17 protein-coding genes are annotated in these 17,960 nt (G+C 68.3%); 7 read left to right on the forward strand and 10 right to left on the reverse strand.

Annotated elements, in window-relative coordinates; genetic code table 11:
• The first annotated feature begins 5 nt into the window (after nt 1–5).
• Nucleotides 6–476 carry a hypothetical protein gene (locus AB0M03_RS21265; RefSeq protein WP_363493144.1) on the forward strand — a complete coding sequence of 157 codons (471 nt, stop codon included), beginning with the start codon at nt 6–8 and terminating at the stop codon, nt 474–476.
• A 104-nt stretch (nt 477–580) separates the two neighbouring features.
• Here the strand turns inward: AB0M03_RS21265 and AB0M03_RS21270 are convergent, their stop codons facing one another.
• The 9 genes from AB0M03_RS21270 to AB0M03_RS21310 all read right to left on the reverse strand — a co-directional run bounded on the left by AB0M03_RS21270 (nt 581) and on the right by AB0M03_RS21310 (nt 8,285).
• Complete coding sequence (locus tag AB0M03_RS21270) at nt 581–1,642, reverse strand: IS630 family transposase (RefSeq protein ID WP_363493146.1); 1,062 nt, start codon at nt 1,640–1,642, stop codon at nt 581–583.
• 54 nt (nt 1,643–1,696) lie between these two features.
• Nucleotides 1,697–2,089, reverse strand: coding sequence for a hypothetical protein (locus AB0M03_RS21275; protein WP_363493148.1), 393 nt, complete (start codon nt 2,087–2,089; stop codon nt 1,697–1,699).
• A complete protein-coding gene (locus AB0M03_RS21280; protein ID WP_363493149.1) occupies nt 2,086–3,939 on the reverse strand; it encodes a mobilization protein in 1,854 nt (617 codons plus the stop codon). Before AB0M03_RS21280 ends, AB0M03_RS21275 begins: the two co-directional genes overlap by 4 nt.
• The gene (locus tag AB0M03_RS21285) at nt 3,936–4,370 is read right to left on the reverse strand and encodes a MobC family plasmid mobilization relaxosome protein (protein ID WP_363493151.1); all 435 of its coding nucleotides are present in this window, start codon (nt 4,368–4,370) and stop codon (nt 3,936–3,938) included. Before AB0M03_RS21285 ends, AB0M03_RS21280 begins: the two co-directional genes overlap by 4 nt.
• Nucleotides 4,371–4,549: 179 nt before the next feature.
• Nucleotides 4,550–4,774, reverse strand: coding sequence for a hypothetical protein (locus AB0M03_RS21290; RefSeq protein ID WP_363493153.1), 225 nt, complete (start codon nt 4,772–4,774; stop codon nt 4,550–4,552).
• A gap of 83 nt (nt 4,775–4,857) precedes the next feature.
• Nucleotides 4,858–5,895 carry a DUF2637 domain-containing protein gene (locus tag AB0M03_RS21295; RefSeq protein ID WP_363493155.1) on the reverse strand — a complete coding sequence of 346 codons (1,038 nt, stop codon included), beginning with the start codon at nt 5,893–5,895 and terminating at the stop codon, nt 4,858–4,860.
• Nucleotides 5,892–6,458, reverse strand: a complete 567-nt coding sequence (locus AB0M03_RS21300) for a WhiB family transcriptional regulator (RefSeq protein ID WP_363493157.1) — start codon at nt 6,456–6,458, stop codon at nt 5,892–5,894. The genes AB0M03_RS21295 and AB0M03_RS21300 overlap by 4 nt, the downstream gene beginning before the upstream one ends.
• A gap of 103 nt (nt 6,459–6,561) precedes the next feature.
• On the reverse strand, nt 6,562–7,269 hold the full coding sequence (locus AB0M03_RS21305; RefSeq protein WP_363493159.1) for an ATP-binding protein: 708 nt from the start codon (nt 7,267–7,269) through the stop codon (nt 6,562–6,564).
• Entirely contained in the window at nt 7,269–8,285 is a 1,017-nt protein-coding gene (locus AB0M03_RS21310) for a hypothetical protein (RefSeq protein ID WP_363493161.1), read from the reverse strand. The genes AB0M03_RS21305 and AB0M03_RS21310 overlap by 1 nt, the downstream gene beginning before the upstream one ends.
• A gap of 505 nt (nt 8,286–8,790) precedes the next feature.
• Here AB0M03_RS21310 and AB0M03_RS21315 point away from each other — a divergent pair.
• The 4 genes from AB0M03_RS21315 (at nt 8,791) to AB0M03_RS21330 (ending at nt 11,888) form a co-directional block, all read left to right on the forward strand.
• Nucleotides 8,791–9,222, forward strand: coding sequence for a helix-turn-helix transcriptional regulator (locus AB0M03_RS21315; RefSeq protein ID WP_363493163.1), 432 nt, complete (start codon nt 8,791–8,793; stop codon nt 9,220–9,222).
• A 282-nt stretch (nt 9,223–9,504) separates the two neighbouring features.
• Nucleotides 9,505–10,053, forward strand: a complete 549-nt coding sequence (locus AB0M03_RS21320; protein WP_363493165.1) for a hypothetical protein — start codon at nt 9,505–9,507, stop codon at nt 10,051–10,053.
• Between the two features lie 3 nt (nt 10,054–10,056).
• On the forward strand, nt 10,057–11,271 hold the full coding sequence (locus tag AB0M03_RS21325) for an MAB_1171c family putative transporter (RefSeq protein ID WP_363493167.1): 1,215 nt from the start codon (nt 10,057–10,059) through the stop codon (nt 11,269–11,271).
• Complete coding sequence (locus AB0M03_RS21330) at nt 11,268–11,888, forward strand: hypothetical protein (protein WP_363493169.1); 621 nt, start codon at nt 11,268–11,270, stop codon at nt 11,886–11,888. Before AB0M03_RS21325 ends, AB0M03_RS21330 begins: the two co-directional genes overlap by 4 nt.
• Nucleotides 11,889–12,250: 362 nt before the next feature.
• On the opposite strand, the gene AB0M03_RS21335 is transcribed toward AB0M03_RS21330, so the two are convergent.
• Nucleotides 12,251–14,839: a DUF262 domain-containing protein gene (locus tag AB0M03_RS21335; protein ID WP_363493171.1), complete on the reverse strand. Its 2,589-nt coding sequence runs from the start codon at nt 14,837–14,839 to the stop codon at nt 12,251–12,253.
• Between the two features lie 493 nt (nt 14,840–15,332).
• On the opposite strand from AB0M03_RS21335, the gene AB0M03_RS21340 reads away from it, so the two are divergent.
• Together AB0M03_RS21340 and AB0M03_RS21345 are read left to right on the forward strand one after the other, a co-directional pair.
• Nucleotides 15,333–16,076, forward strand: coding sequence for a DUF4839 domain-containing protein (locus AB0M03_RS21340; RefSeq protein WP_363493173.1), 744 nt, complete (start codon nt 15,333–15,335; stop codon nt 16,074–16,076).
• Nucleotides 16,077–16,726: 650 nt separating this feature from the next.
• Complete coding sequence (locus tag AB0M03_RS21345; protein WP_363493197.1) at nt 16,727–17,869, forward strand: serine/threonine-protein kinase; 1,143 nt, start codon at nt 16,727–16,729, stop codon at nt 17,867–17,869.
• Nucleotides 17,870–17,960 lie beyond the last annotated feature (91 nt).

Genomic DNA, 17,960 nt, shown 5'->3' on the forward strand with positions numbered 1-17,960 from the left:
GGGCCATGAAGGCGGTCCGCCTCAGTGCGATCCTTGGCATCCCCGTCATTGTGCTGCTGAGCGCCGGCTGGTGGGTCTTCTACCGGTCCGATGTCACGGAGTACCCCTCGCAGACGGCGAATGCCAGACTGGATGTACTCCAGCAGGATGCGCTTGTGCCCGAGGTCGGGAAGTACCTCGGCCTCACTCCCTCCATGTCCCGGATGCAGTGCCGTGACACTCCGGACGGGCTGGAAGCACCCACCCTGGAAGCAATGTTCCAGGGCAATCACCCGCCCCTTTCGGCGGAGAAGGTACAGGCCCTGGCGCAGGCTGCCGGCTGGCATACGGTCTTCACAAACCAGCCCGGCTCGTCCGGGTACTCGGTACAGCTCCAGAAGTCCTTCGGGAGCTGGGAAAGCAATACGGTGGTGACCGTGGTTCCCTCGTCCGTGTCGATCGATCTCGACGCCTCGGTCGACGGATCCTGCCCCTGAGAAACCATGGAACGGCCTTGCAGAGGTTGAAAATCCTCTGCAAGGCCGTTCTGCGCATCTACTCAATCGCCACCACAGCCGACGAAAAAGGTCGCTTCTATTGATCAGAAACTCAATTGGTTCTCGTCGAGGGTGTAGCGCACGTGCGGACCGTGGAAGTAGCCGCGGACGATGTGGGGCTGGCACTGGCGTCGGTGGAAGAAGCGTCGGGCTTCGGCTGCCAGTTCGGCCTGGTTCCGGGCCCGGTGGCTCATGGGCAGGCTGCGCTTGAGGTCGGCGTTGACCAGTTCGTCCGGGTTGAGCTCGGGCGAGTACGACGGCAGGAAGTGCAGCTCGACCCGGTCGGCATGGTCGGCCAGCCAGGCGCGGACCTTCTTGCTGCGGTGGGCCGAGTGGCGGTCCACGACGAGGTGGATCTTGCGGTCGAAGTGGCCGGCAAGCCGGTCGAGGAAGCGGCACATGACCTGCGCGTCGAAGGTCTCGGTGAAGACCATGAAGTACATGCGGCCCTTGGTGCTGATCGCGGACATCGCGTTGACCGAGAAGCGGTTCCCGGTCCGGCGCACGATCGGGGTCCGCCCCTTGGCGCCCCAGGTCCGGCCGGTGACCTGGTCGGAGCGGATGCCGACCTGGTCGGCGAAGAGCACCTCGGCGTCCTCGGCCTTCGCCTTCGCGCGGATCGCCGGCCAGGTCTCCTCCAGCCGGCCGCGCACCGCCTCGGGATTCTGCTCGACGGCCCGTTTGTCCGGGCGCTGGAACGACAGCCCCCAGCGGCGCAGGTACTTGCCCACCCCCGGCTCCGTCAGGTGGACCCCATGCAGCTTCGCGATCAGCGCACCCACCTGGGAGCGCGTCCACAGCTGCCCGGCAAGCCCCAGCTGACAGGGCGGGTGGTCGAGCACGGCCTGCCGCACCGCGGCCTGCTCGGCCTCGGACAGCACCTGATGTTCCCCGGCCCGCCGCCCACGCGGACGCCCGATCAGCGCCTCACGCCCGCCGGCCAGCCACTTCGCCCACCAGCCGTCCACCGCCTTCAGCGAGACCTTGAACACCGCCGCGACGTCCTCGCGGTCCCGCCCCTCGACCAGCGCGGCCACTGCCCGCAGCCGCAGCGCTTCCTGCGCCGACGGCGACAAGTGCCGTGCATCCCACACCAGTTCACTCACGCGGTGTTCAACGACCCAGAACCCCTACCGTTTCAGGTCAATACATGACAGCGTCTACCCAAGGTAGAGCCCAGCGAAGATTCCGTCGAAGCCGAGAGCGATTCGGGCTTCAGCAAGGGTGCGGTACTGCGTCCAGGTCGGATCGGTGACCATGACGTCGAAGTCCCGGTGGGTGATCTCCGGCTCCAGCCATTCGGCCCCACAGCGGCAGCGGATCCAGACGTTGCGGCGGTAGCTGATCAGCAGCCAGTCGCGCCCGGCCCTGCAGGTGGGGCAGGTCACTGGGATGCCACGCAGCGCCAGTTCGGTCGGGCACTGTGCGAGGCGGACGGCCTCCGGTCCACTGGGTGGCTGGGTTTCGTACTGCAGTTGCAGGAGCGGATCGGCGGCCGGGTCCGTGCCGTCGGCCGCAGTCGAGGCAGGGGTCTGCTGGGTGGTTCTGGTCACGGGCTCTCCATTCGCGGTGCGGGTCTTTGAGTACCACCCGGCGGACCGGGGTGCTGAGGGTTTTGGGCCGGGTGGAGAGCAATATCCACCCGGCCCGGTCGGTCACTGGCGCGGTGCCGGACGGCCTGGCTCAGTGGTGGACCGGGTCGATACTGACGTGGCAGTGCGGGTGTCGATGCGCGCTGGTCGGTGCTGGTTCGCCGACCATCGGCCCCCTCCGTGCGTGACCAGGAGGGGTCGGCGGGCAGCTCTGCGATTCGACGGATGCGCCAGACGAGGACGTCGGAGGTGCTGCGGGCGGTACCGAGTTCCCGCCAGGAGGTGGCTTCCACCAGCAGCGCCTGGGGGTCGTGGCCGGCCTGCTCGGCTTCCGCGAGTACGGCGGCCAGAGCGTCGTACTCGCGTACCTGTCCTGCCGCGGACGCTGGCTCGCCGAGGGCGGCGCGAAGGGTGGCCTCATAGCGGCACCGCTCACTCTTGGGCAGGGCGCGCCCGTTTCCGCGCATCGTCCGCATCGGGCTGGCGGCGGCTTGCTGGTAGGCGGCGCGCAGGTGTTGGGCGGCTTGGTGGGAGGCGGCGGCCTGCTGGGCGTGGCCTCGGGCGGAGTGCCAGCGGGCGGCGGCCAGGGCGAGCAGGACGAGGATGGACAGGACCATGGCGGTGGCCCCGCCGTCTTCGCCTCGGCCGAGCGCGCCGCCCGCGTGGACGATTCCGCGGGCGGCCGATCGTAGGGCACGGATGTCGGCGTTTTCCGCACGGATGTGGCTGCGGGTGGCACGTTCGAAGGCCCGTGCGGCGTCTCGGAGTTCAGCTCGGGTGACAGCCGGGGAGGTTTGTGCGAGGGCATCGAGGAGTTCGCCTGCGCCGACGAGCTGGGCAGCGGCCGCGTCGTCGTCCTGGTCGAGGGCGGTGACGGCTCGCTCAGCAACGACGGTGGCCTCACGGCGACGGCGCGCGGGTGCAGAACGGTCGGTGCGGGCCGCCCGGTTGCTGGGCTCCGGAGTGTCGGCAGCTGGTCCGACCTCAATGCGGCGGCGGATCCGTGGCAGGGAAAGATCGGGGGCAAGGGTGCTTCCGGCGAACCAAACGGGTCCCCCGTTCGCGTTGCGGTCGCCGGGCAGGGCAACGTTGTAGCCGAGGGCGTTACCGGAGGGTGCGTGTCGCAGTTTGACCCGAAGGCCAGCCTCCCGCAGGCGCGTGAAGAACTCGGCTTCGGTAGCGGCTCCGGCAACGGCCTGGCGAACGGCTTCACGCAGGGTCTCGCGCGGGGTTTCGGTGCGGCCGGTGCGCTCAGCTTTGAAGCGTTCTTGGCTGGTAGGGGTCTTGGCAGCGGTGCCGTCCCCGGGGATGAGCTGTCGCAGGCCGTACTCCTTCTCGATGAGGCGGGCCTCGGCCTGGGCCTTGCGACGGTCGAAGCTGAGGCCGGCGAGGCGGCCGTCTTGGCGGACCAGGGTTGCGGCGATGTGGATGTGGTCGTCGGCGTGGCGGACGGCGACCCAGCGGCAGGCGGTGGTGTCGCCGTCAGGGGCGATGCCGGTGGCTTGGACGATGCGGCGGGCGATGGCTGCCCACTCGGTGTCGTCGAGGTGGCGGTCGCCGGGGTCGGCGCGTACCGAGCAGTGCCAGATGGTGGTGGTCGGCGCGCGGTCGCCGATGGCCTTGACGGGCTGGTCGAGTTGGGCGGCGAGCTGGGCGATGGTGTGGTGGGCGTTGCGGCCGGGGTCGGGGGCGAAGTTGTTCCAGGAGGCCACGAGGTGCTGGTCGGTGTGCTCGTCGCGTTTGCCCGGCCCGAACAGGTAGCGGATCAGGCCGTAGGTCCCACCCGTGCCGGTACGGATCTTCGGGATCACCGGCGAACCATCCAGGCGACCGCCTCGTCGACTGCGCCGATGGAGGCTTCGACGCGTCGCAGAAGCTCTCGGAGGTCGGGACCGATCGGGCCTCCGGCGTTGGCGTGGTGGGCGATCTGGTTGAGGTTGTTGCCGACGGCCCCGAGCTGGCGGTTGGACTCCATGAGTTCCTGGATGCCGCGCCGGTAGTCGGCGACGGCGGCGTTCGGGTCGGTGCTGGCCGCGGCGGCGAGGGTGGCCGCGGCGGTGAAGCTGCCGGGGGCGAGGTGGGTCTGCTCGGCGGCGCGCTGAAGGAGGGCCCACTCGGTATTACTGAAGCGGGGGCAGACGCGGTTGGTGCGCGGGGCGCTCTGGCGAAGGCGGCGACGGATGGCTGCGCGGACGACTTCGGCGGTCGGCGGCTGCTGCTGTTCCTTCCCTGTCGTCGGCACCCCTGGGCCAGCTCCCCGGTCGTCGGCGGACCCCCCTGGGTCCGCCGACGACCGGGGAGTTCCCGCCCCGTTCGGGGCGGGAGCGGGGTAAGGACTCCTTACCCCACAACTTGCTCCGCCAGGAGCCCGATCGCGGTCACGCCCCGGTCCGGGGGTGGTGCCATCAAGGCCGGCGGCGGTCACCGGCTGGCTTCGGTGTCGTGCCAGCGGATGTCGCGGACGAGGTCCTCGACGAAGTCGATTGCGAGGACTGGGTGGTGAAGGGTCCAAGGACGAGAGCGCTGGCCGCGCTGGACACTCCGGGCGCCGTCGGGACCGGTTTCGACGCGGTAGAGGTGGCCGTGTTGCTGGAGGACGGCCAGCCAGGAGTCCGCCTCGGCCCAGGTGGCGGGGGTGGTGCGCATGGTGAGGTGCTCCGGTTCGGTGAGGTTAGTGGGTGGTGAGCGGCTGGGGTGACCTCGAGGTCACCTCAGCCGCGTGGTGTCGGTCAGTTCCGGTCGGCGATGACCGACTGCTGCCCGTGCTGGGCTCGAAGTTGGGCCATCAACTGGGTCAAGGTGTCGCTGGACAGCGGGATCTGCTGACCTCGGATCGCGCTTGCGACCACTTTGCGGGTCAGTTTCTCCTCCTCCTTGACCGCCTGGCGGGCGATCTCCAGCAGTCCTTCCGTGTCCAGGTCAGTGCGGCGGTCACTAGTCACCTGGTCGGCCAGGTCGGTGACCTGCGCGCCAGCGACCGGCTGACCGGCAGGTGCAGTCCGGGCGACCGCCGAGGCAGGCGCCGTGCCGGTTCGACCTGGTCGGTCACTGACCGGCCGGGCAATGACCGGATGACCGCGCAGCTCAACGGTCTTGGTCAGGCTGACCGGACTCGGGCTCGCCGGGGCAGCCGAAGCAGTGCCCCGGCTACTGCTGACCTGCTGACCGGCGAGTGCCGTCCGGTCAGCCGGCGGCGTGGTGACCGGACTATCGGCGGCCCGGTGACCACCGTCCGCCCTCCCGGCCACGGTGGTCGGCTGGTCACTCCGGACGGCCGAGGAGGCGGGCTGGCCGGAGTCCGTCCCGGCCGTCCGGTCAGCCGGGGTGACCGGTCTGCGGGCAATGAGGATGTACAGGTGAACGGCGCCGGCCAGGGCGAGCGGAGCAATGGTGGACAGCACCGCAACCACCGTGTCGCCCAGCCGAAGACCACCGTCGGCGGCATGCAGCTGATTGAGCCTGACCGCGTGCAGCGCGTTCGCCCACAAACTGGCGGTGGTCGCCGAACCGAAGAGCAGCCACACGTAGGCGCGGGCCCGCAGCGGTGCGTCCCGCATCACCAGAAGGGCCCGTACCCCGTAGGCGATAAAGCCGTCGACCACGAGCGGGAACAGGTAGGTGAGGAAGCCCCGGACGTGGATCGCGGCCGCCATCTGCTGGAGCGCGTCGTACGACAGTACGCAGCCGGCGGCGCCGAGGGCGATGACGACGGTCCGGTCCCAGCCGGTGACCTGTGCGGGGGTGGCGCCGGTGGCGGTGGTGCTCACGCGGCGGTCCCGAAGTCGTTGCGGACCGGGTGCCCGGCGGTGCCACCGGTCGGTGGTGCGGTCCGGGTGGCCTGCTCGGCGATCTCACGGTGGCGGATAACTCGGCGGGTCTCGCGGTACAGCTTGAGCGCGTGCTCCTCGGTGATCTTCAGGAGCCAGGCGAGGCGTCCGACCGTGATGCCTTGGCGGTGTCCGGCGAGAACGACCGCGCGGCGCTCGGCCTTGGTGAGGTGGACGTCGCGCCCGGCGAGGACGGCGTTGACCCGGCTGTAGTCGAGCCGGTTGGCCAGGTCGCTGTGCAGGGGGTCGCGCTCCTCCTCGGTGAGGCCGCCTCGGATGCCGTGGGTGTCGCCCGCTTCCAGGGCGGCGTCCAGGCAGGTGCGGCGGACGGGGCACTGAGCGCACAGCGCCTTGGCCGCTGCGATCTTGTCGGTCTCCTCCGGCCGGGGAAAGAAGATCCCCGGGTCCACGGGGTTGTACTCGGCGGGGTTGCAGGCGGCCTGGTCCTGCCAGGTGTGGTCGCCGAGGGAGCGGTGGCGGGCGGGGTCGGTCGTGGTGGTCATGCGGATTGCTCCGATCGCTCTCCGCGCGCAGCGGCGTCGGCGGAGAGGGGTCGCTGGGTAGGTGAAGGGCAGGGCTGTACGCCGGGCGCAGCCGAGTGGCGGGTCAGGAGGCGCGCTGGAAGCGTCTGCGGTCGACCGGCTCGAACTCGACCCTGGTGGTCATCTGGGCGAGCCTGGAGGTGACGCGGTCACCGAGGTAGGCCTTGAGCTCCTTGATCGGCAGGTTCGTGGTGATCAAGGTCGGCAGCATGTGGTTGTACCGGCGGTTGATCAGCCGGTAGGTCTGCTCCTCGACGAACTCGCTCGACTTGGCCGCGCCGAGGTCGTCGAGGATGAGCAGCGGCACCCGGCTGTAGGTCGCCAGGACCTGCTCGCTGTCCGTGTCGCTCCTGGGTCGCAGCTCGGCGTAGAGGTCTGCGGCCGTGGTCGCACGCCAGCGCACGCCGATGCCGGCCTGGACGAGTGCGCGGACCGCGCCGTACGCCTCGTGGGTCTTCCCGGCGCCGACCACGCCGGCCAGCAGCAGGCTCGGGCCGGTGGCGACCTGGCGGCGGGCCCCGGTGCTCGGGGCGAGGGCCTGGGCGGCGACCTGCCGCACCCAGGCCAGGACCTGAGGATGCTCGGCGACTGCGTTCCGGTAGCGCGGCATCATCCCGGCAGACAGGGCCTCCAGCGCCGAGTACGGCTCGGCCTCGTCGGGCACGGCGTCCACCACGGCCCGGTCGATGCCCCTTTCGGCGAGGATCCGGGCCATCCGGTCGAGCAGCGGAGCGCCAGCGGCGAGGGTCTGCGGGTCACGGTGACGTCGCATCACAGTTCCTCGCTGTAGGCACCGGCATCGATCGGGTTCGTCCACGCCTGGTGAGCGGGCACGGTGTGCCGGGCCCCCTGCCGTACCGCATCGGTGGATCGCGCGTTCATCGCGTCGTTGACCAGGCTCGGCAGGCGGCTGGGGTGGCCCTGGATCTCGGTGAACCGTCGGAGGCCGGCCCGAACGTACTCGGGGGCGATTCCTTCGCCCAGGAGCTTCTTGGTGATGCGGCCGAGGTGTCCGATCACGTCGCCCGGCGGACGTTCGTGGCAGGCGGCGACGTATTCGGCGATCAAGTCGCCGGCAGAGGCGGTGGCGGCGGGCGCGATGCGCCCCGTAGGTGACGACGATCCAGGATCCAAGATCCTGGATCCAGGCGCCGAACCTTCGGCGAGGCTTCGCGGAGTCCTCGGGGAGTCTTCCACACATGCGGCCTGAGCTGCGCCTTCCTGAACCCGGGTCTCGAGAGTTCCGGTGATACCGGCCTGGGAGTCCTGTGGAACGGCCGAGGCCTTGCCCCAGGATGCGACAGCCGCGGCGGCGGGTACCACGGGTGGATCTAGGGTCCGGGGATTGTTCGGCACGCCTTCGGCGAGCCCTCCGGGAGAGATCGGCGACGCCTCGGCATGGCGGGTGCAAGTTCCCTTGCAGGGTCCGCACCGATCAGCCGCGTGGTGCTGGGGACACGCAGGCAGGCGGGACTGGCTCGGCTTGTCGATCCGCTGGTGTTCGAACCAGGTGACGATGTGGAGGTATCGGCGGCCGTCGCAACCGGTGTAACGGCAGATCAGTCCCGCGTCGGCGAGCTGCTGGAGGTCGTCCTCGACGTGGACGGAGGTGTGCTCGGCCCGCAGCGGCCACAGCAGGCCGGCGACGATCGCCGCGTTGTCGCGGTGGCGACCGTGGTCGTCGGCCTGGGTGAGGAGGCCGAAGAAGGTCCGCTCGGCCTCGACGGTCACTTCGGCGAGGGACTCGGAGACGAAGGCCTCCGGCTTGATCGTGCGGATGCGCGCCATGTCAGCGGCTCCATGGGGCGGCAAGGCGCCGCCGAGGTCCCGCGGCCGGGCAGGCCGAGGTTCCGTCAGGTGTGACGGGCATGGAATACTCCGGTGTTCGTGGGCGCGGTACGGCTGTCCTCGTCGAAAAGTCCAGCCGTCCGCGCGTTGCGTGAATCGGCACCTTCTATGTGCCGGCCCGGCGTCCAGGAGTTGGTAGCTCCGGGGCGCCGGTCTCGTTTCAGCGCGTCGCCGCCGCGCGGTCGCAGTTCGTCGCTGGCCCCTCCCCCGTTGTCCTGCTGGATCGGGAGCGGCGCCATGGGCACAGCTCCGAAGAAGATCCGCTCTGGCTTCCCCCGGCCCCGCCAAGTATCGAACACTTTAGTGGCGAAGCCTTCCCGATCAACGTACACCGCAGTGGATGGCCATCGTCAACTACAGTGTGCGAAGTTGTGCCCGAGGGGGCGGATGTCACACACTGAAGTGGCCAATCCGGATCGCCGGACACAGGGAGGTGGAGCAGCGGATGACCAGAGCACGATTCGCCGAGCGGCTGGATCACCTGTTCCGCACGGTCCACCCGGCCGGCCGCGGTCCCTACACCTACGCCGAGGTTGCCGACGGCATCAAGGAAGCCGCCGGGTCCGACAGCAAGGGGATCTCCGCGAGCGCGATCCAGCAGCTCCGCACGGGCTCGAAGACCAACCCGACGATGAACACAATCGAGGCATTGGCCCAGTTCTTCGGAGTCAGACCCTCGTACTTCTTCGACGACGAGAGCGCAGAGCGGACTGCGGCCGAGCTGAGTCTCCTCGCTTCCATGCGCGACAACAATGTGCGCACCATCGCCACGCGAGCATCCGGCCTGTCGCCGGAGACGCTCAGCGTCCTGCAGGGTTTCATCGAGCGGGCACGGGCACTCGAAGGACTTCCGACGCAAGAATCCCCGGAATCCTGAGCCGGCACATCCACAGCCTCGCCGCGACGGGGAATTACTCAGATAACGGTTGAATAACCGCCGCCATCGGGATTGATCACGCTGCGGCGCACAGTCCAGCCACAGGCGCCCGATATGCCCGAAATTCCACTGCTCGGTGTCGCTGAGTGCAACATTGGCCAGCTGGCCTCCGCAGTTCGTCCGCAACAGCGAGTAGGGCCATGGCTACCGTTGTCATATGGTGGTCAAGCTTCCGCGAATACGGGGGCCTGCACACCTCAGCTCAGCATGGTCGGGGCACCAATGAGATTCAGCCGCATCACAAAGGGAAAGTCGAAGACTCGGGATACCGACCGGGCACTGCGCGATCTCGCCGACAGCCTGGACCTCCCCACGCCTTTTACGATCGAGGGCTTCTGCTCGGTCATCGCAGCGCAGCGGAATCGAAAGCTCCACATTCATGCGATCGACCACAGGACGGCAGAAGAAATTCCCTGCGGCGTCTGGATCGCCACGGACATCGGCGACCACATCTTCGTCGAGGATGCCACGAGTCCGATGCACCGGGCCCACATCATCCTGCACGAGCTCTGCCACATGCTCCTGGGCCATACCTCCGTTCCGGGCACGGGTGCTGGACCGGTTGGCGTTTTCGCGAGCGACTCGTTCTCCGGGATCTCGCCGGAGACCGTCTCCAGCATGCTCGGCCGTACGAGCTACACCACGAAGGACGAACAGGACGCCGAGGCCCTGGCCGGCCTCATCGCCGAACGCATCCAGGAGGAGTCGAGCGGCAGGCCTTCGGACGATCGTCTTGTGACGCATCTCCTGCAGGCTCTGCGCGAGGCGTAGTCCGTGATCAACGCGTTCAACTGCGCGGCCACCGTGGCTTTGTGGCTGGTCAGTGTCTGGCGGGCGCCTGGCGCATGGCGTGTGCCGAGCAAGCGACCGCTGTGGGCCGCCTTCACCGTCCTCGCCGCCCAGATGCTCCTCTCCTTCGACAGCAACGCCGTCCGGCTCGACGAAGCCATCGGCATCAACAGTCTGTCGGCCCTCCTCAAACACCTCGCGTCCGTGGCGGCCGCCGCGTGCGTCGTGTCCTTCCTCGCCTGCGCCTCGGCATCCGCCACCGACAAGCCCGGCCCTTCGAAGAAGGGGCACCAGCTACGCGCCATCGTGCCGAGCACTGCCGCCATTGCGATGACCGTCTCTTTCGCCCTCGCCGCGCGCCCGAACGAGGCGCTGGACATGTTCCTCGCCTTCCCCGGCGACCCGTGGGTGACGTTCTACGGGGTGAGCTGGCTGACGTACTTCGGCTGGGCGATGTACGCCACGACCGCTCTCTGCCTCCGATGGTCGCGTCTTCCTGGCCCCCGACCGTTGAAGATCGGCCTCGCCGTGGTGAGCGCCGGCACGGGGATCGGAATCTTCTACACACTTCACCGAGCAGCGGTTCTGATGGCCGGCCAGTACGGTGTCCGGCTTCTCAGCCCTGCGACGAACCACAGCCTGAACGTCCTGCTCATGGTCGTTCCCCTGCTTCTGATAGCGGTCGGCAGCACCTTGCCCGCGCTCGACAAGGCCATCAGCGCAGTCCGCACTCAGCGGGACCTCACAGCGCTCTACCGGCTGTGGCGCGACCTCACGGATGCGGTACCGAGCGTCCGGCTCGACCCGTTGCCGAGCCGGCTGGCCGACGCCCTCGACCTGCGGGCCAACCGGAGCCGCCTCTACCGGCGGACCATCGAGATCCGCGACGCCGTCATGACGCTCTCCGATCACGCATCGCCCGACCTCCGTATGCGGGCCCACGAGTACACGTCCAACGCCGGCCTCACCGGCAGGGCACTCGGCCGGACCTCCGAGGCCTGTTGGATCCGAGCTGCCCGCCACGCCCGAATGGCCGGCGCCCCTGCCACCGGCTCTGCCGCTGCCCCCATCGCAGGAGGCCTCGACCTCCCGTCGGAAGTACGAGCCCTCCGCGGGATGTCCGCGGTCTACTTCTCGCCGCTCGCCACCCGATTCGCCGCCACCACCTCAACCGCCCTCGCCCAGGAGCCCGCTGCATGAGCACGTTCACCCCGCCCGCACCCCCGGCTTTCAGCGCCTCCTCCGGCACCGAGAAGACTGCCCGCATACTCACCGACGTCCTCGCACCGGCCAACCTCGTCACCGCCCTGCTGCTTCTCATCGGCTGGCACAGCACCCACAGCTGGACAGGATTGGGCTGGGGACTGCTCGCCGCCCTGTTCTGTGGCGTCATCCCGATCAGCCTGATTCTGCTGGGTGTGCGCCGAGGCGCCCTGACGGACAAGCACATCCGCCTGCGGCGCCAGCGCCTCGTCCCGATGACCGCAAGCCTGCTCTCCGTCATCGCCGGCCTCGCCCTCCTCCACGCGGTCGGCGCACCGCGCGACGTCTCCGCCTTGGTCGTCGCCATGCTCGTCGGCCTCGTCTCGTCCACGGCGGTGACCGTCCGCTGGCAGATCTCCATCCACAACTCGGTAGCAGGCGGCACCGTGATGATCCTCATGCTGGTCTTCGGCCCGGCGATGGCCCTCTCCCTCATCGGTGCCGCGGCCATCGGCTGGTCCCGACTCGTCCTCAAGGCCCACACACTCGCCCAGGTCCTGGCTGGAACCGCGCTGGGCAGCACGGCCGCTCTCGCTTTCGCTCTCCTGCGCTAACCAACCGACTGCCCAGGGCCCGCGAGACCCGCAGAGAATCAACATGTTGATTTGTCTCGGGCTTGGCTTGCGGGTCCGAGACCGCCCCGCCTCCTGATGCTCTCCTTCACCCCGCCCGAGCCGCCTGGCCTGGCACACCGATCGCCCCGCGCTGGCGACCGTCGCGATCGCCGGGCTCGGCCGCGCCCTTCGGGCTGCTCGCCACCAACCGCGCCCTCGCCTCCCTGTTCGCCTCCGGGAGTACCAACCAGCCTTGCGGTCGCGCGCACCAAGTACGGGCGCATGGCGCGGATCTCCGGAGCCTGTCGGCTCAATGTCTTGAGCCGACAGGGTTCCTCAGGGTCGCACGCGACCGGCGGATGTCAGGAGCGGGCCGCCTCCGCGGCACACTGGCCGCGGAACCAAGCGAGGGTTTCGAGCAGCTGCTTGCGACTCACCTCGTCCACAAGCAGGTCGAGGCCGAAGCTCGGCCGTAGGGCGAGCTTCCCCTCAGGGATCACGACTCCCTCGATCCGGTTCAGCCGGCACCGCAGTTCCTCACGCAGCTCCACGTCGCTGAACGGAGCACGTTCCGCCATGTGCTGGAAGGCCACTTCGACCGAGCCTCCGCGCCCGGTACCAGGCTTGAGCGTGAGCGGCCAGATGCCCTCACCCAGGTCGGAGTGGCCGCCCAGCATCAGGAAGGCGCTCACCGAGATCTCGCCCGAGCCGTGGGCTGTCCATCCGCCGATCGTCTCCCAGAACTCGACCACCGCATTGACCGCGACGACGCAGTCGGCGCTGTTGTCCGCCTCGAGCTGGCGGAAGAACCGTTCGCGCTTCTGCTCCCTGTTTCCGCCCGGGCCGCCGTTCTCCCGCGGTGCCGGAACGGACAGGACACCATCGTCGGTCTGGTCGCCGTCCGTCCCGGCGTGGAAATCGGCGAGATCCTGCGCGGTCAAGCGCTGGGCGGGATCGGCGGCTCCGGCGGCAGTGAAATGGATGCCGTCGGTTCCGAGGAGCTCACGCACGTCTCCGTGGTCCGTTGCGCCCCATCGGAATCCTTCCGAGACCCGCCCCTCGGAGTTCAGCACGCGGTGTGCATTGATGACCCCCGGCGTGTTCGCCAGATGCGTTCCCACCGCCTGCGCACCGGAGCCGATGAAGGAGGCGACGTCGCCGTAGGTGGTCCAGGTGCCATCCGGCAGCGCAGCAAGCACCTGGTGCAGCATCTGCCAGTCCCGACCCCGCTCCGGCCGCGCGACCCCTCGCAGGGGTGCAGGCCAGAGCTCCACAGCTCGGTCCGCCAACTCGTCCGCGCGAGCCAGAATCTCGGCCGCCCCCCAGCGTGCCGTCGCGGCGATCCGCCGGTTCATCTCGAGATGGCTGCCGGCCAGCAGCCCCTGCTTACGTTCGAAAGGGTGATTCGAAAGCTCGGAGTTGACCGCGCTCAGCGTCAGGTTCCCGAGTGTGTGCTGCAGTCGGGCATGGAGTTCCTCCGGGCTCTCACCGTCCGCACAGTCCGGGCGGAGCATGGTCAGCCACTCGTCCCCGGGCGACTGCGGCATCACATGCTCGATCGTCAGCTGCGCAGAAGCGAAGTCCACCGGTTCGGGGTGGCCGTAGCTCTCCTCGATGCGCTGCAGGATCATCTTGCGTTGCTCGTGCCTGGCTCGCTGGTAGAACGGCCCCGTACAGATCGCCTCACGTAGTTCCTCATCACCCGGCCAGAACCGGTTGTTGGCCGACAGCAACTGTCGGATCCCCTCGGCTGCGGGCACTCCGTGCGGCATCTGCGCAGGAACCGACATGAAAATGCGGTTCAGGTTGTTCGTCGGGATCCAGCAGATCGCCCGCCGCACCAGGAAGCTCTCGATGTACGACAGTGCCCGAGCCAGTTCCTCGGAGTCCAGCTCGGCTCGTGCCTGGCGGTCCAGCAGCATCATCAGCGCCGGATACGTGACCGACGCCTGCCATGTACTGAGCCGGCGCAGGTAGCTCCGTACCTCCGGATCGGGCTCCAGAGTGGGGTCAACGATCCTGGCGAAGTGAGCGGAGCGCCGGTGCAGCTCCCTGATGTACGACTCGATGGTCTCCTCGTCGTAGCCGTCCCCCTCAAAGCGCTGCTGTTGTGCGGTGTAGAGGTCCTGCCGGCGGACCCGGTCATCACCGTCCAGTACCAGCTGCAGCCACATCAGTTGCTCCAGCTGGTCATTCGACAGGCTTCTCTGCAGAGGAAGCCAGTGGGTCTCGTAGACGTGATCGCCGCGCGTGGGAAGTCGCATGAACAGGTAGTTCCGCAGCAGGTCCGCCTGGCTGAGCTTCAGACCGGTGTTGTTCAGTGACTCGAAGATGCGGTGGACGTTGTCACCCTTCTCCGCCGTCACCACGACCAGCGTCAGTCGGGAGGTGATGGCCTCCTCGATCATGCCGATGTCCTGAGGGTCGGACGGGTCGGACACCTTCACCAGTTTGTGGCGGAAGAACCGGTACGCTGCCGCGATTCGACTCTCTCCGCCATTGCCGTTGTGCGCACCCTGCACATGCGCCGCGTAGGCGGCACGATCGGCCTGGGTCGGCAGCAGCCTGAAGAACTCGTCGCCGCGCCGGCGCTTGTTGATCAGGTAGTCCTCACCAATGCGTTCCGCCTCGTCCGGCTCCGTCGCGGCGCGGTGGTCGCGGATCGCAGCGAGCGCGAGCGACAGGGTCGTCAGCCGCTGCTGGCCGTCCACGACCAACCAGCGCGGAAACGTCGCCTCGTTGAGCGGGGACGGGGCAAGCACGACCGACCCCAGGAAGTGCGTGCTGCCGGCCCTCCCGGCCGACAGCAGCTCGGCCTGCTCAAGGACGTCGCTCCACAGCTGCGCGAGCTGCTTCTCCTGCCAGGAGTAGGTCCTCTGGTAGAGCGGCACCTGGAACTGTTGCGCTCTGCCTTGCATCAGGTCCGCGACAACCGTCTCTTTGGCCTGCACCCTAGGTCCCACCCTCCGGTTGATCGTTGTCTCAACGGTAGAGCGCCGGGAGACGTTTGGCCGAGAATCCCAAGAGGTCCCCAGAGCAGAGCTTCGGCGTGGTCCGATGACGCCCGTTTTGTGATCGTGTGAGGCCAAGGAGGGCCAGTGGTCGTCGTGGGTCGCGTGCGTTGCGGCGGAGAGTGACGGCGATGTCGGTGACGCCGTCCAGCTGTAGGGTGCCGATGGCCAGGTTGCGCCAGGCGGCCATCATGCGGGGCGCGTTGCTGGTCTGTAACTGTGATGCGGGCTCGGCAAACGTGGTGTCCGGCGCCACAACCGTCGCAAAGTAGCCTTCGGCCTGGCAAGCCGGCTTGCCTGCGACCGAGTACTCCTGGGTCCGAATCACAAGCTCGGGCCGAGGGTGACGTCGGCGCTGCCGAGCACCTCGAGGAATCCCCTATGCTCGCGGAGCAGTTGGTGCGAACAGTCCATTCAGGGGGCGCGGAGCCGCATGGTCGACGAGATCAAGTACGAACACAAGACTGTGCGGACAGTTCGCGGCACCGATGGCTTGGTGATCTCGAAGATGCAGAAGGATGGCTGGGAGCTCGTGGAACAGGCCCAGGGCACGCTTCGCTCCACCCTCAGTTTCCGTCGTCCGAAGAAACCTCAGCCGTGGCTGCTGATCGGCGTGGCGGCCGCCGTCCTTGTAATCCTGGCCATCGTCATCGGTGTCGCCTCCGAGCTCGGCGACGGAGGCGGGGCGAAAGACGAGTCAGACAAGACGACGGTCGCTACGAGCGAGAAGCCTTCCACCACACCGACTGCGACTGCGACCGCGACCGCGACCGCGGCCGAGTCGGCTGGCACCGAGGTGATCACGCCCCAGAACAACCCGGAGTTCGCGGCATTGCTGAAGGCGGACTCGTGCGACAACGTGAACCTGGACTTCGCGACCAGGCACAAGGGCCAGACGGTCGCGTTCGACGGCTCGATCGTGAACATGGCGCCCCACGGTGGCTACAACACCCGCTACGACTTCCTCCTGGGTCCGGGCAACAAGGGGCCGAACACGACGGTCGGGCCGGCCTTCAAGTACGAGGACGTCAACATCCTCGACCTGAAATTGAGCGGCAAGGAGATCCCCGACACCGTCGGCGCCGGCGACAAGTTCCGCTTCGTCGCTGAAGTGGGCGAATTCAAGGCGGACCAGTGCGTCTTCTTCCTCAAGCCGGTCTCGACGGAAATCCGGTAGTCAAGCTGGGCAGCCGCGTCATCGCCAGGAAAAGCAATGCCGCCGAGCAGGCCACCCCGGCCCAGCTTGCCAAGCTGGGCCGGGGGATTGGAGTATCGAGGTGCTGCACCGCGTCCGGGGACACCACGCTTGCCGAGGACCCCTCACAGTTGCAGACCGGCAACGCGCCCCACGTGATGACCGCCTGCTGCAATCTGGCCATCGGCACCCTGAAGCTGGACGGCGTCACCAACATCGCCGCCGCCCTCCGCCACAACGCACGCGACCCACGACGACCACTGGCCCTCCTCTGCCTCACCCGATCACAAACAGACGTCATTGGACTACGCCGAAGCCCTGGTCCCCAGAGCGCTCCGGCACCCTGGGTATACGGGTTCCGAATACATGACCAGCGGCCGGCAGAGCTGCAGGCGATGGATGAGTCGCTCCGCACCCCAAGGCGGGCTGATTGGGCGACGAGGGCGGGGGCGCAACCGAGCCCAATCCGATGACCACCGGCAGGCTGACCTGCACATGGCGTCTATAACAGCACTGAGAGCTATGTGCTGATCTTGGCCATGGGGATGACCTCGGACCACTAGGCTGCTCTCGAACGACCGCGGCAATGACAACGCCGCACGCGCGAAGGGCTGAGTGGACGAATGCCGGAGATGCCGGAGCGAATCGGCCGGTACACGGTGGCAAGGAGACTGGGCTCGGGAGGAATGGGCGAGGTCTTTCTCGCCTACTCCCCCGCCGGCGCTCCGGTTGCCGTGAAGCTGATCCGTACCGACCGGCTGGACCCGGTGACGAGGGCCCGTTTCGAGAAGGAGGCACGGGTCGCACGCGACGTCGTCGGTACCCGGGGGGTGGCGCGGTTCCTGGACGCGGACCCGTATGCGGATCGCCCGTGGATGGCGATGGAGTACGTCGCCGGCCACACACTGCTGGAGACGGTCGACGAGGCCGGGATACTCCCCGAACTGTTGGTGGCGAGCCTCGGCGCGCTGCTGGCAGAAGGACTCGGCGCGGTTCACACGGCCGGGCTGCTGCACCGCGACCTGAAACCGCAGAACGTCATTCTCGGCGAGTACGGCCCGGTGATCATCGACTTCGGCCTCGCGGCTTTCGCGGACACCGGGCAGGACACCCTCTCGCACAGCGGGATGATCGTCGGCACCGTGCGGTGCATGTCTCCCGAGCAGGCGGCCGGGCACCCCCACGTCACGCCCGCCGCAGACGTCTATGCGCTGGGCACCGTGCTCCTGTACGCCGCTGCGGGTCACTACCCTTACGACGGCTCCCGCTGGGAGGCGATCGTCGCGCAGGTCTCCAGTCCGATGCAGCAGCCTGACCTCAGTGGCGTGCCGGAATCGTTGCTGCCGCTGCTCACCGCGATGCTCGCGCACGAGCCGGCGACCCGCCCCACGTTGACCGAGGTCGCGGAGCGCTGCACTGCGCTGATGACATCGCTCGGGGTCTCGCCGGTGTCCGCACGCCGGGCTCTGATCGCCCGCACGACTGCGACGGCCGCTGGAGCAGCGGAGGCCGACGTACCGACTGTCGAAGTCGAGGACCGGCTGCGGGCTCTTCTCACCGCTCCGTCTCCTGCCTCCCCTCTTGATACCGGTGTGTCGCCCGGGGCCGCGTCCCCAAACGAAGAGATCACGGACGAGCAGGCCGCCGATCCTCCGGAAGCTCCTGCAGAGGCGGCACCGGCGAAGAAGCCGACCCCGCACCGTCCCAGGGTTCCGGCCTCGCAGCGGATCGCACAGGAGCTGCGGGAGGCGTACGCAATGCAGTCGACTCTGTAAGTGGTCGCAGTGCGTCATCGGTGCAGGTAGTGGCTGCAAGGACTGGTTGGGTTCCCGAAACGGGCATGCGCGAGACTGTGCACGCACGATG

The organism is Kitasatospora sp. NPDC051914 (genome assembly GCF_040680995.1).
In the GTDB taxonomy this organism is placed as follows: Bacteria; Actinomycetota; Actinomycetes; order Streptomycetales; family Streptomycetaceae; genus Kitasatospora.